The organism is Rhizobium sp. CB2179, assembly GCF_057653455.1.
Genome location: NZ_CM172781.1, coordinates 2,792,347 through 2,804,577, shown reverse-complemented (window position 1 = coordinate 2,804,577; position 12,231 = coordinate 2,792,347). Strand labels below are relative to the sequence as shown.

Sequence of the window (12,231 nt, the reverse complement as noted above, 5' to 3'; positions counted from 1 at the left end):
GCAACTTTTTCGTGCTTGCATAATTGTGGACCGAATGTTACCTAATTCTAGAACGAACTGACCGGGGAGGAGAATTCCGGAATGTTTGTTCCAAGGAGGTCTCGATGGAAGATGTTATTGGAACCCGGGCGGAGGAGCGGCAGCAGGTCGCCGTCAGCCTCAGGAACGTCTCGAAATCCTACGGCGGCATCAAAGCGTTGCGCGATGTTTCATTTGAAGTGAAGCCTGGCGAGATCCGCGCGCTCCTCGGCGAGAACGGAGCAGGCAAGTCCACAGTGCTCAAGATTTTATGCGGTGTGGTGGCTTTTGACAGCGGGACGATAGAAGTCAACGGAAGGGTCGCCGATACCCTGACACCGGTCACCGCGCGCGATCTTGGCATTGCGATGATTTTTCAGGACGGCAGTCTCGTTCCGAATATGACCGTCGCCCAGAACATTTTTCTGACGAGGGAGAAGCGCGATCGGCTAGGCATGGTCGACGACCGCGCGGCTGAGAGGGATGCCAGCGAACTCTTTCGCGAACTGGGTGTCGAAGTCGATCCGTCGCTTCCTGTATCGTCGCTCAGCGCGGGCCAGCGTCAGCTCACTGAAATCGTAAAAGCAGTCGCCAAGAACGCACGTATTCTGATTTTGGACGAGCCGAGCACAGCTCTTACCGATTACGAGATCGAGCACCTTTTCAATTTCCTTCGCCGCCTCAAGGTCGAAGGCGTTGCCATCATCTACGTTTCCCACCGCATGGCGGAGATATTCCGAATTGCGGACTCGGCGACCATTCTTCGTGACGGGGAACTCGTCCAGACGACGGACATCGCCGGCATGTCCATGGAAGATATGATCGAGAAGATCGTCGGTCGGAAAGGACGCGGCCTTTTCGATGTTCCGAAAGAAACGCGGCAGCTTGGAAGCGTGCTGCTCGAAATGCGCTCTGTCAGCACGTCGAAGCTCAAGGACATTAACCTCGTGGCCCGGGCAGGCGAGGTGGTGGGCATGGCAGGTTTGACCGCGAGCGGTCGCAGCGCCCTCGCGAGGGCTCTATTCGGGATCGAGGCACTCAAGGGCGGCCAGATCGTCATTGACGGAAAAGCGTTTTCCAAACTCTACCCCGACACGGCGATCGAAAACGGGCTGATGCTCGTGCCGGAGGATCGTTTGCTTCAAGGCGTATTCGCCGATCACAGCATCTCGGACAACATCACTCTTCCGTCCATTCCGAAACTTACGCGTTGGTCGTGGTTGCCAGCGTCCGCCGTCATGCGGATCGCCCGCAAACAAGCCAGCAGTTTGCGGATAAAGGCCTCCGACCTGAGTGCTCCGATCCGGACGCTTTCGGGTGGTAACCAGCAGAAGGTGGTACTAGCGAAATGGCTCGCCCTCGGTCCGCGCGTCCTGGTGCTCGACGAACCCACGGCGGGGATCGACATCGGCAGCAAAACCGAAATTATCACTCTGCTGCGGGGACTTGCGTCGGCTGGCAGGGCAGTGATCGTGATTTCCTCTGAAATCCCCGAGCTCCTGGCCGTATCGGACCGCATTGCGATCATGCACGACGGTCGTCTGGTTCGAACCGTCGATCGGTCGAACCTGGACCCCGGCGATGATAGCGACGACGCGGCACGCGTCGAGTTCGCTGAGCGCAAATTGAACAATTTAATCCAAGAGGCCGCGCAGGCGGCGGGGGTGCTCCAATGAGTCTGACTTCCCAATCCGAAAACATCCAGGCTGTCAAAGGCGGCCACGCCAGCGGAGCGATCTCGATGTTCAAATCCAAGTGGCGTGAGAACATCATCTACATAGCGCTGGTCGTCATCTTCGTGATTTTCGCTGTTATGCTCGGCGATCGCGGCTTCCTCGGTATGAACAACCTGCTCAACATCGTGCGTCAGAGCGCTATTATCGCAATCGTCGCAACCGCAATGGTCTTCGTGCTCGCAGCCGGCGAGATCGACTTGTCCGTAGGCGCGGTGGCAGGACTGGTATCCGTGGTTGCCGCATTGGTTATCGCCACCCATGGTCCCGTCGTCGGCGTTTTTGCAGCGCTCGCGACCGGTCTCGCGGTCGGCGTCGTCAACGGACTCCTTACCACCCGCGTTGGTGTTCCGTCGTTCCTGACGACGCTGGCGATGATGGGCGTCGCGAAGGGCGTCTCCATGTGGATCAGCAATACGGCAGCTGTACCGATCCTCGAAGACGGTTTCAATTTCTGGTTTGGCGGCGGTGATCTCGGTCCAGTGCCCGTCCTTCTACCTTGGATGTTGCTGGCAACGATCATCGGCCATGTACTTCTGCGTAAGACAGGGTTCGGCCGCCGCGTGCTGGCAACCGGCGGAAATCCGGTCGCAGCACGATATACCGGCGTCGACACGGCGGGTATCAAATTCAAAGTTCTGATGATGACCGCCCTTGCTGCCTCCGTCGCGGGGCTCCTTTACGCGGGACGCTTGGAATCCGGCCGCTACCAGCTGGGCGAGGGCGATGAGTTGTCGGTCATCGCCGCCGCTGTCCTCGGGGGGAACAGCTTGTTCGGTGGCAAGGGTGCCGTGCTTGGAGCCGTATGCGGAGCCTTGCTCATTGGCATCATCAACAACGGTCTTCTGCTGATGGGTCTTGATTACAGCCAGCAGCTGATCGTGCGCGGGATCATCATCGTTCTCGCGGTCGCACTCAGCCAGGTCAAGAAGACGGCCTAGCCCGGAGTTCAATCAACGAATGCCTTGTAACGCGGGCTTGCCCGCGAACGGGGAAGCTATGTCGAAAAAGGAGAAGCCCTATGGCTCGACAGCTCACAGTTATCGCGATCATGAAGGCGAAAAAGGGAGCCGAAGAAGAACTCGGTAATCGCTTGAAGGCTCTGGTTGAACCAAGCCGCAGCGAGGCTGGCTGCATAAATTACGATTGCCATCAGGATCAGGAAAATCCCGGTGAGTGGGTGATGTATGAGAATTGGAAGGATCGGTCCGACCTCGATCACCACTTCACCATGCCCTACCACATCAAGTTCATCGCCGATGTGCCTGATCTGATCGAGGGCGAGATTGAGATGCACTACCTCGACATGCGCTCGCAGTTCGCTCGGTAGGAGATGGCAATGGACAACCTCATCCTCGATCACCTGGGCAATCCTGCGACCCACCACCGCGCGACGGTAAACGGTGTCCGTCTTCATTATGTCACGGCAGGGGCCGGCCCCGCGCTGCTTCTCGTGCATGGCGTGCCGAAGACGTCGTTTTACTGGCACCTGATCTTCCCGTTGCTGACGCAGCACTTCACCATCGTTGCACCTGATGTCCGCGGCTTCGGCGATTCCGACAAGCCGAAGGACGGTTACGATATGGAAACGATCGCGACCGATCTGGCAGAACTGATGACCCAGCTCGGCCACGAGAAGTTCCATCTGCATGGCGAAGACTGGGGAGCCGCATTCGCCTATGCGGTGGCAGCGCTCAACCGCGGTCGCGTCCTGAAGTTCTCGTTCGCGGAGAAGCTTCTTCCCGGGTTCGGCCTCGAAGACTGGTCTCACCTGACATTGGAGAATGTGAAAGCCCGTCATTGGCTTTGGCACGTGAGCTTCTTCCATGTCCCCGATGTTCCGGAATACCTCATCCAAGGGAAGGAACGGGAGTTCTGGTCCACCTGGATGAAGGCTGAGACTTACGACCCGCACGCGATCTCCGAAGTCGCAGTCAACGAGTTTGTTCGTTGCTGCACAGGCCCGGGCGGTCTTCGCCCGATTTTCGAGGTTTACCGCCAGACCTTCAAGAACCAGGCCTTCACCAAGGCCCAATCGGAGAGAAAGCTCGAAATGCCGCTGCTCGTCATCGGTGCCGAGCACTTCACGGGGGACTTCGGCCAGAAACAGGCGCGCCTGTTCGCGAGCGATGTCACGGGCGAGCTCTACGACTGCGGTCACAGCCTTGCGCTCGAGCGGCCGCAAATGCTGGCCGACAGCCTGCGAAACTTCTTCATCCAGTAGTCAATCGATTCAACACGGGAGGATACCATGAATCGACGTTTTTTCCTGCAGGTCAGCGCAGCTGCCCTGATCGCATGCACCACAGCAAGCCAGCTGCTTGCAGCCGAAGCTGACGTCAAAAAGATGCTCGATGAGCTGGCATCCGGAAAGGTGCAGAGCCTCGGACCGCACGGTGAAGCTCCTAGTCCCGCCGACGGTATCCAGCTCTCAGAAGAGGAGCTGAACAAGATTAAGGCGATGAACGCGACGGCCGCCGTAGTGTTGCATTACCGGAACGACTGGGCTGTCGCGCAGATCGCGGGGCTGACCGACCAGTTCGCAAAGATGGGGATTAAGATCGTCTCCGTGACCGACGCAAACTTCAAACCTGAAAAGCAGGTTGCCGACATCGAAACGGTGCTCGCTCTCAAACCGTCGATCATCGTCTCTATTCCAGTCGACCCTGTTGCGACGGCAAGCGCGTACAAGAAGGCCGCCGACGCTGGAGTGAAGATCGTCTTCATGGACAACGTCCCGCAAGGGATGGAAATCGGCAAGGACTACGTAAGCACGGTTTCGTCCGACAACTACGGCAATGGCGTAGCCTCCGCACTTCTCATGGCGCAGGCGATCGAAGAAGAGGGCGAAGTCGGCATCGTCTATCTCGCGGGCGACTTCTTCGTGACCAAGCAGCGTTACGAGGCGTTCAAAAAAACGATCGGGCAGTTCCCGAATGTGAAGGTGGTCGCGGAGCAGGGGATCGACGGCACCGACCTCATCGGTAACGCGGAGAAAGCGGCGAGCGCCATTCTCGCCGGACACACTAATATAAAGGCGATCTGGGCTGTCTGGGAAGCTCCGGCAGACGGCGTGATGTCAGCGGCTCGCACAGCGGGCCGCAAGGACCTTATCATCACGACTATCGACCTTGGCCTGAATGCCTGCCTGAGCCTCGCCAAGGGGACCTTCGTCAAGGGTATCGGTGCCCAGCGACCTTTCCAGCAAGGCGTAACCGAAGCTCTGCTGGCCGGATACGGCCTGCTGGGCAAGAAGGCTCCCGACTACGTGGTGTTGCCGCCGCTCGCGGTGACTCGCGAGAACCTGCTCGAGTCGTGGAAGCTGACTTACCACTCCGAGCCTCCGGCCAGCCTCATCAACGCACTGAACTAAAACTGAAATAAAGGATCGCGAAATGCTGAAAGTAGCAGTTTTGGGTGCAGGCCGGATCGGCCAGATTCACGCCGCGAACGTGGCGGCCAATGTCAGGGCGGAACTGATTGTCGTAGCTGACCCTGCCGAGGCGGCCGCCTCGTCAACGGCACAGAAGCTAAACTGCGAATACAGCACCGATCCTTATGCTGTCATCAGCCGGAGTGACGTCGACGCTGTCGTCATTGGCACTCCGACTGATACACATGTCCCTTTGACGCTTGCGGCACTGGCGGCAGGAAAGGCGGTTCTTTGCGAAAAGCCGCTCGACCTCGACCAGAACAAGGCGAACGCGGCCATTGCGGAGATCGAAAAATCAGGCACGCCGTTCATGCTTGCCTTCAATCGCCGCTTCGACCCGAGCGCGAGCGAAATCAAGCGGGCGATCGAAGCCGGCGAGATCGGAGATGTCCGGCAGGTTATCATTACAAGCCGTGATCCGGCTCCGCCGCCTGCCGAATACATCAAAAGGTCGGGCGGCGTATTCCGTGACATGCTTATCCATGACTTCGATATGGCCAGATGGCTATTGGGTGAAGACCCCGTCGAACTCTTTGCCGTCGGCAATTGTCTCGTCGATGCGAACATATCAAGCCTTGGCGACTTCGATACCACTATGGTCGTCCTGCGGACCCGCTCGGGAAAACAGTGCCACATCAACACCTGCCGCCATGCGTCCTATGGTCATGACCAGCGCATCGAGGTCTTCGGTTCGACCGGCATGCTGCAGAACGGTCACGTCCGACCGCACACCGTCCATAGGTTCACGGATAGCACGACCGACGCACAAGCGCCGCTGCTTCATTTCTTCCTGCAGCGTTACAAGCAGGCCTACGAACTTGAACTGGATGCGTTTCTCAACGCTGTCGAATCCGGCTCGGCCATGCCCGTAGGGGCGGATGACGGTCGAAAGGCGCTGGCGCTTGCCGAGGCGGCGCTCCGCTCCATCGAGAGCGGGGCTGGCGTTTCAGTCGGTTGAGGGCGACCCGTGGGCGAAATAACACAGAGAGGCCTGATTGACGGCTCAGCCGGAGATCACGATGACGGTCCGGCGAACGCGCCGGATAGTCTCGACGATCTAAAGGCGCTGGTTGCCTCCGGGCGAGTCGAATTTCCGGACCGAATGCGGCAGATCGGGACTTACGCGTTTCGGCACCCTCATGAGGTAGCCTTCCTGTCGATCCAAGAGCTGGCCAAAGTGACGGAGACAAGTCCGTCATCGGTTCATCGCTTCGCCAAGATGGTGGGGTTTTCCGACTATGGCGCGCTTCGGAAACTCTTTCAAAGGCACATCGCCGGACTCCTGCGTGACAACTAGAAGAAGAGTGGATTGTAAAACCACTTGTCATGCTTCGGTCGCCGCATTAAATACATGTGGAACAGCCGTTCCATAACGGGCGAGATTCCAGGAAGTATTCGACGAGATGGCCAGACCAAGGGAATTTGAGGAAAACGACGTTCTCCGGAAGGCGATGATGGTTTTCTGGCAGAAGGGCTACGAGGGCGCATCAATCTTCGATTTGATGGCCGCAACGGGACTAAAGAAGTCCAGCATCTACAAGGCCTTCAATAGCAAGGAAGACCTCTTTTGGAAGGCAAACGAGCTCTATAAAACAGACCACCTCGGATTTATCGAGGAGGCACTGAAGCTTTCGAAGCCACGCGATATCGCTATGGCGATGCTGGTCGGTGAGGCCGACATGCACACTGATCCCGTTCATCCTCCCGGCTGCTTCGAGACCAACGGAGCGTTGGCTTGCTCGGACGAGACACAGGAGCTGCAGCGTGCCCTTGTGGAAAGCCGGTTCAATTTTCAGCGGCGACTTGCAAAGGCTTTTCGGCTGACATCGGAAAACGGGCCGATGTTGCCCAATGCAACGCCCGAGGAAGCGGCAAGCTTTGTATTCACCCTGATTCAGGGGATGGCTGTCCAGGCGAAGGCCGGGCTGTCGCGCGCCGAACTGCACAAGTTCGTCGAATTGGCCATGCTGGGCTGGCCTAGTGGCGAGGCACGTCCTAACCGATCATCCAGGCAATTGGGCGACCCTTCCCGCGAGAATCTCGTTCCAATTGGCGATAGCAATAGCTAAACACGTGAAGGTATCGCGTGTTCGCTGCGAGCGATCCGCCTTGGCAACGCAAGCGGGCTGCGCAGCGGTCCCTAGTCGGTGCAAGAGCTGTTGTCGCGGCATCTGCGGAAGCCGAGGTCGACGACATGGATTGATTCTCCAGTCCAGCCAGCACGGATTTTTGTGTTCAAGGGTAGGTAACTGGAGGCTACCCCGACTCCGCGGTATCGATGGTTGTGGCTTTTCGAACTGGCTTTGTAGCTTTGGGCAATTCGCCAAACACGTGAGGTATCACATGTTCCGTCCAGGCAGACGACACCTCGCGCTTCCACAAATTAATTGCGAGAGGCACAAGCTGTTCGCCCGCCAGGATTCCCAGAAGCCCTACCAGTGCCACTATCGGCGGAGCGGGCGAACGGACGCCTAGTAGCGCGTAGACAACACCGACCAGAACTCCGGCCGATAAAGACAGCAGGTAGAGCTTCATGTCGGTCACTTATGTGCTGTCGGGTCGTCCGAAGGGTTCTCGTAGACGGTATCTGTCGGACCGAAACCAGTGATCAGGACGACCACTGGCTCCTCGGCCGTCATCGCGAAATGCGGAGCTTCCGACGGCTCTGTGTAGACTGATCCGACGGGCAGCGTCTTGAGTTTGTCTTCCTCGAACTTCGGGCCGAAACCGAAATGCCAGGTGCCCTTCAACACGGTGCCCACGCGGTCACCCTCGTGATGGTGGGCGGGAATCTTCGCGCCCGCACCGACCTTTAGGAGCTGCGAGTAAGGACCTGGTTTCGACGGATCGCCGAGAATCGTAACGACTTGGACCTTGGCATTCCCCGAGCCGCCGGGGCCGCCAGTTTCACCGGCAGCGGTTACTTCGTCCAGAGTTTTAGCGTAGTCGGGCAAGGCGGGAGCGTCCGCGGCAACCGCTGCGATCGGCAGCATGAACAGTGCGACGGCGAGTAGCTTTCTCATGATTCGTTCCTATCAGTTTAGAAATTCAGTGGTCCGTTTTCAGGGAATTGCAGGAATTCTAGCGTTACGCCGTCCGGCCCCCGGACGTAGGCCAGCTTCAGCCCCTTCCTCTCTCCTTCGATGACGTGCTGAAGCGCGCCGGGCGGATGCCAGCCGTGCTCGGCGACCTTCATTAGAAGGCTGTCGATGTCGGTAACAAGGAAGGCGAGGTGAACGGACCCCACGTCACAGGAGCGGGGCTCCATGTGGCCGCGCTCGTCCGGTGCGGAATATTCCAAGAGTTCGATATTGTGGCCCGGTCCCTCGACCATCGCCAGCTTCAAGGCCGCGCCTGGAACGCCTACGATGCCCTCGAGGAAAGGCGTGTTGGCGTAGTCGGTCGTGTAGAGGTGCTTGAAGCCCAGGACGCCCACCCAGAATTCCAGCGACCTCTCCAGGGACGTCACTGTAATACCGGTATGGTCGACCTTCTTGATGAACGCTTTCGCAGCCGTGACTGTACTTGGCGAGACTGTCATGCTCACCTCGGCGCGCGGGTGGATTCGAACAGAAACCACACGCGCTGTTCGGCCTCGTCGATCCAGTTTTCCAGGAGGCTAGCGCTTGCGACGTCCCTGTGTTCACCAGCCAGATCATGGCTTTCACGCATCATCGCCGTAAGCTGCTTGTTGTCCTCGCGCAGCTCGGCGAGCATGTCGGCAGGGGTCACGTAATCGGCATCGTTGTCGAGGATGCGCTGGATGCGACCGATGTGGCCGATCGATTTGAGCGTTGCCCCTCCGATTTTCCGGACGCGTTCTGCAAGCGGATCGACCATTGCGAACAGCTGGCCAGCATGGTCGTCCAGCATCAAATGGTAGTCGCGGAAGTGCGGCCCGCTCATGTGCCAGTGAAAGTTTTTCGTCTTCATATAGAGGGCGAATACGTCCGCCAGCAGCGCGGTCAGAGCCGGTGCCAGGTCCTTGATCGCGTTCGCTCCAAGATCGGTCGGAGTAGCCAACGGCAATTCTCGGCGCTTTTCGATGTTGTCTTTGATCATAGGGGTTCCAATCTTTTGGAAGCAGCGCCCGCCGCTAGCGGGCACCGCCGGGCACGCTAGCGATGTTCCGCCCAGAACTTCGAAAGTTCGTCGCAGATGAAATCCGGTTTTTCCTGGAATACCCAGTGGCCGCATTCTTCGATTACGCCGCCCCTCGCGGATACGGCGATCGCCTTCGCGCTCTCGAAGCAATGCTCGGCGAAAGAAGACCGGCCGGCCCATGCCAGCATCGGGACCTTCAATTTCTTCTTGGTGAGTTCCGCGGTCTGTTCCGCCATCTGGGGAATGTAGCCATAGAGGTTCAGGCTCGAACGAAGGTTGCCCGGCTGCATCATCTGGGCAGCATACGCCTTAACTTCCTCCTCGGGCATGGCGGCCGGATTGTAAGCGAAGTCGCGGAAGAAATGCTTGAGATAGCGCTCTTCCCGCCCTTCGATAAGGAACCGCGCGACGTCCATGTTCATGTGGAACGTAAGGTGCCAGTAGGTGACGCGCGGGTCGACGTAGCCCGGGTATTCCAGCCCGAAGAACGGCGTCTCGATTGTGGAAAGGGAGATTGCCCTGTCACCAGCCAAATAGGCCAGCGCGACGGACGCCGGGCCACCAAGGTCATGGCTGAGGATATGAAAGCGCTCAATTCCTTCGGCGTCCATCAAGTCAATCATGTCCTGCGCCATCGTGTTCGGCTCGTATCCGCCGAACGGCTTGTCGCTATCCGCGAACCCTCGGAGGTCCGGGGAGATGAACGTGTACTGGTCACCGAGGCGTTTTATGATCGGAAGGTACTCGCGGCTGCTTTCTGGCCAGCCGTGAATGCTCAAGATGACGGGGCCGGACCCGGATTTGATGTAGTGGATGTTCACGCCGTTGCAGAGCGCGCGCTTGTGTTCGATCGGGTAGGGGAAGTCACTCATGGCATCTCTCCGTGGGTTCGCGCCGAAAATTTTGCGGCCCCTCGATCCGCGCAAGAGCCACGGCCGATCTGCCGAGGAAGGGCTGTTTCGCTCAGACGGGAGAAGTTGATTGCTGGCTCGCTCGACTTTGATACCCGCGACATGCAGCTCTCGAAATTGAACGGGGGTATCGGTCGATCATACGCGTGTATGAGTGCCGATCCGCGGACGGCAGACCTCCCATGGACAAAAAGTGTCCGCTTGACGAAACAGACCATTAGGTCGGAGAGACCAGCTCTGTCGCGGCGCTCGAACTGCGTACTCCGACCTTCGGGCTTAGATCCACGAAAGCATGGTGAGATCATCACGTGCGGATGGGATCGTGCTGCGGCCGAGGCGGCGCTGCTAGGCAAACGGACAAGCACGCGCGCGTTTGCGATTGACAAGAACGCTCCCGGAGCGGGATCCCTCACGTCATACAACCGTATGATTTGATTCGATGCCGAGTTCCTCTACCATCGCTGCTTGCAACGCAATCAGCGAACTGGAACCGATGCTTCGCCCCGACCCTGGAAAACTCCCTCAGCCTTGGACGATGATCGACCCCTTCGGGCGGGCCGTCACCTACTTGCGTGTCTCCGTCACCGACCGCTGCGATTTCCGCTGCACCTATTGTATGGCGGAGAACATGACCTTCCTGCCGAAGAAGGATCTCTTGACGCTGGAAGAGCTCGACCGGCTCTGTTCCGCCTTCATCGCCAAGGGTGTCAGCAAGATCAGGCTGACCGGCGGCGAGCCCCTGGTGCGCAAGAACATCATGTACCTGGTTCGCCAACTCGGCCAGAAGATCGGCTCCGGCCTCGACGAGTTGACGCTGACCACCAACGGTTCGCAGCTTTCCCGCCACGCCGAGGAGCTTTATGATTGCGGCGTGCGCCGCATCAACGTTTCGCTCGATACGCTCGACCCCGACAAGTTCCGCAAGATCACCCGCTGGGGCGATTTCGCCAAGGTCATGGAAGGCATCGACGCAGCTCAATAGGCAGGGTTGAAGATCAAGCTCAACGCCGTGGCGCTGAAGGATTTCAACGATGCCGAGATGCCGGAGCTGCTGCGCTTCGCCCATGGCCGCGACATGGATTTGACCGTCATCGAAACCATGCCGATGGGCGAGATCGAAGAAGACCGCACCGACCAGTATCTGCCGCTTTCAAAGCTGCGCGCCGATCTCGAAGAGCAGTTCACGCTTGCGGACATCGATTACCAGACCGGCGGCCCGGCGCGTTACGTCAGGGTCGAAGAAACCGCCGGCCGCCTCGGCTTCATCACGCCGATGACCCATAATTTCTGCGAAAGCTGCAACCGCGTCCGCCTCACCTGCACCGGCACGCTCTATATGTGCCTCGGACAGAACGACGCCGCCGATCTCCGTTCAGCACTCCACGCCAACGATGACGATGACCTGCTATATACCGCGATAGACGAAGCGATCTCGCGCAAGCCGAAGGGCCATGATTTCATCATCGACCGAACTCACAAAAAGCCCGCCGTCGCTCGCCACATGAGCGCCACCGGCGGGTAGCCGAAATGGGATGTCTGAAGGACGTTTCAAACGGCCCTCACCATCGTGTTAGTGACTGGCCTCGGGCACTGGTGGATCTGCGGAGCGTCCTGTGCTCAGGGACACGGGTCATCGCTGCCGAGTGTCTGTCGATCGCTATGCTGGCTTTGCCTTGCTCTGACTTTGGTCGAAGTGCTTCCCGTTGCCTAGCCTTGTTAGTGGAAGCCAACCCCGCCGCGGCCTTCGTTGTGCAGCGGCAGCTCGGCTATCTCGGCCTCTTCTCGGAGATCTCGACGAAGACGCAGCTCACAGCACAGCGCTGGTTGGCCGCTGCCGAACGACAAGATCATCGTAACGTTGTGGAAGCCTGCCCTAAGCGAGGGGATACCGGTCGGCCATTTTCAATCTTTGCCGATGGCGAAAAACCGTCTCCGTGGCGGACGGAGACGGTAATGCGGAGTAGTTCCGCGCTCGTGGGGAGGGGCCCCACGAGGTGGGTGCCAAAAGCACCGGCGACCTCAGTCTTGGGAA

General features: G+C 58.7%; 13 protein-coding genes and 1 pseudogene. 9 read left to right on the top strand and 5 right to left on the bottom strand.

Annotation, left to right across the window (positions count from 1 at the left end; all coding sequences use genetic code 11):
- Window positions 1-104 precede the first annotated feature (104 nt).
- The 8 genes from AC244Q_RS14110 (at window position 105) to AC244Q_RS14075 (ending at window position 7,253) form a co-directional block, all read left to right on the top strand.
- A complete protein-coding gene (locus AC244Q_RS14110) occupies window positions 105-1,694 on the top strand; it encodes a sugar ABC transporter ATP-binding protein (RefSeq protein WP_128406186.1) in 1,590 nt (529 codons plus the stop codon).
- Between the two features lie 65 nt (window positions 1,695-1,759).
- The gene (locus AC244Q_RS14105; protein WP_128406280.1) at window positions 1,760-2,692 is read left to right on the top strand and encodes an ABC transporter permease; all 933 of its coding nucleotides are present in this window, start codon (window positions 1,760-1,762) and stop codon (window positions 2,690-2,692) included.
- 80 nt (window positions 2,693-2,772) lie between these two features.
- Window positions 2,773-3,081: a putative quinol monooxygenase gene (locus AC244Q_RS14100; RefSeq protein WP_128406187.1), complete on the top strand. Its 309-nt coding sequence runs from the start codon at window positions 2,773-2,775 to the stop codon at window positions 3,079-3,081.
- Window positions 3,082-3,090: 9 nt separating this feature from the next.
- Complete coding sequence (locus AC244Q_RS14095) at window positions 3,091-3,975, top strand: alpha/beta hydrolase (RefSeq protein WP_206641061.1); 885 nt, start codon at window positions 3,091-3,093, stop codon at window positions 3,973-3,975.
- A 27-nt stretch (window positions 3,976-4,002) separates the two neighbouring features.
- Entirely contained in the window at window positions 4,003-5,124 is a 1,122-nt protein-coding gene (locus tag AC244Q_RS14090) for a substrate-binding domain-containing protein (protein ID WP_128406189.1), read from the top strand.
- Window positions 5,125-5,146: 22 nt separating this feature from the next.
- Entirely contained in the window at window positions 5,147-6,142 is a 996-nt protein-coding gene (iolG, locus tag AC244Q_RS14085) for an inositol 2-dehydrogenase (RefSeq protein WP_128406190.1), read from the top strand.
- Window positions 6,143-6,286: 144 nt separating this feature from the next.
- Window positions 6,287-6,481, top strand: coding sequence for a MurR/RpiR family transcriptional regulator (locus AC244Q_RS14080; protein ID WP_487764151.1), 195 nt, complete (start codon window positions 6,287-6,289; stop codon window positions 6,479-6,481).
- Between the two features lie 106 nt (window positions 6,482-6,587).
- Window positions 6,588-7,253, top strand: coding sequence for a TetR/AcrR family transcriptional regulator (locus AC244Q_RS14075; RefSeq protein WP_128406192.1), 666 nt, complete (start codon window positions 6,588-6,590; stop codon window positions 7,251-7,253).
- 187 nt (window positions 7,254-7,440) lie between these two features.
- On the opposite strand, the gene AC244Q_RS14070 is transcribed toward AC244Q_RS14075, so the two are convergent.
- Genes AC244Q_RS14070 through AC244Q_RS14050 form a run of 5 tightly spaced genes read right to left on the bottom strand, consistent with a single transcriptional unit; the run spans window position 7,441 to window position 10,160 of the window.
- Window positions 7,441-7,719 carry a XapX domain-containing protein gene (locus AC244Q_RS14070; RefSeq protein ID WP_128406193.1) on the bottom strand — a complete coding sequence of 93 codons (279 nt, stop codon included), beginning with the start codon at window positions 7,717-7,719 and terminating at the stop codon, window positions 7,441-7,443.
- A gap of 5 nt (window positions 7,720-7,724) precedes the next feature.
- A complete protein-coding gene (locus AC244Q_RS14065; protein WP_128406194.1) occupies window positions 7,725-8,207 on the bottom strand; it encodes a cupin domain-containing protein in 483 nt (160 codons plus the stop codon).
- Window positions 8,208-8,224: 17 nt separating this feature from the next.
- A complete protein-coding gene (locus AC244Q_RS14060) occupies window positions 8,225-8,725 on the bottom strand; it encodes a VOC family protein (protein ID WP_128406195.1) in 501 nt (166 codons plus the stop codon).
- Window positions 8,726-8,727: 2 nt separating this feature from the next.
- A complete protein-coding gene (locus tag AC244Q_RS14055) occupies window positions 8,728-9,246 on the bottom strand; it encodes a Dps family protein (RefSeq protein WP_128406196.1) in 519 nt (172 codons plus the stop codon).
- Between the two features lie 56 nt (window positions 9,247-9,302).
- Window positions 9,303-10,160 (bottom strand): alpha/beta fold hydrolase, encoded by an 858-nt coding sequence (locus tag AC244Q_RS14050; RefSeq protein ID WP_128406197.1) that lies wholly within the window; start codon window positions 10,158-10,160, stop codon window positions 9,303-9,305.
- Between the two features lie 532 nt (window positions 10,161-10,692).
- Here AC244Q_RS14050 and moaA point away from each other — a divergent pair.
- Window positions 10,693-11,721, top strand: a pseudogene (moaA, locus tag AC244Q_RS14045) (GTP 3',8-cyclase MoaA).
- The last annotated feature ends 510 nt before the right edge of the window (window positions 11,722-12,231 follow it).

Bases quoted from the DNA above. Each gene is read 5' to 3' on its own strand.
- AC244Q_RS14110 (WP_128406186.1), top strand. From the start codon at position 105: ATGGAAGATGTTATTGGAACCCGGGCGGAGGAGCGGCAGCAGGTCGCC.
- AC244Q_RS14105 (WP_128406280.1), top strand. From the start codon at position 1,760: ATGTTCAAATCCAAGTGGCGTGAGAACATCATCTACATAGCGCTGGTC.
- AC244Q_RS14100 (WP_128406187.1), top strand. From the start codon at position 2,773: ATGGCTCGACAGCTCACAGTTATCGCGATCATGAAGGCGAAAAAGGGA.
- AC244Q_RS14095 (WP_206641061.1), top strand. From the start codon at position 3,091: ATGGACAACCTCATCCTCGATCACCTGGGCAATCCTGCGACCCACCAC.
- AC244Q_RS14090 (WP_128406189.1), top strand. From the start codon at position 4,003: ATGAATCGACGTTTTTTCCTGCAGGTCAGCGCAGCTGCCCTGATCGCA.
- iolG (WP_128406190.1), top strand. From the start codon at position 5,147: ATGCTGAAAGTAGCAGTTTTGGGTGCAGGCCGGATCGGCCAGATTCAC.
- AC244Q_RS14080 (WP_487764151.1), top strand. From the start codon at position 6,287: ATGCGGCAGATCGGGACTTACGCGTTTCGGCACCCTCATGAGGTAGCC.
- AC244Q_RS14075 (WP_128406192.1), top strand. From the start codon at position 6,588: ATGGCCAGACCAAGGGAATTTGAGGAAAACGACGTTCTCCGGAAGGCG.
- AC244Q_RS14070 (WP_128406193.1), bottom strand. From the start codon at position 7,719: ATGAAGCTCTACCTGCTGTCTTTATCGGCCGGAGTTCTGGTCGGTGTT.
- AC244Q_RS14065 (WP_128406194.1), bottom strand. From the start codon at position 8,207: ATGAGAAAGCTACTCGCCGTCGCACTGTTCATGCTGCCGATCGCAGCG.
- AC244Q_RS14060 (WP_128406195.1), bottom strand. From the start codon at position 8,725: ATGACAGTCTCGCCAAGTACAGTCACGGCTGCGAAAGCGTTCATCAAG.
- AC244Q_RS14055 (WP_128406196.1), bottom strand. From the start codon at position 9,246: ATGATCAAAGACAACATCGAAAAGCGCCGAGAATTGCCGTTGGCTACT.
- AC244Q_RS14050 (WP_128406197.1), bottom strand. From the start codon at position 10,160: ATGAGTGACTTCCCCTACCCGATCGAACACAAGCGCGCGCTCTGCAAC.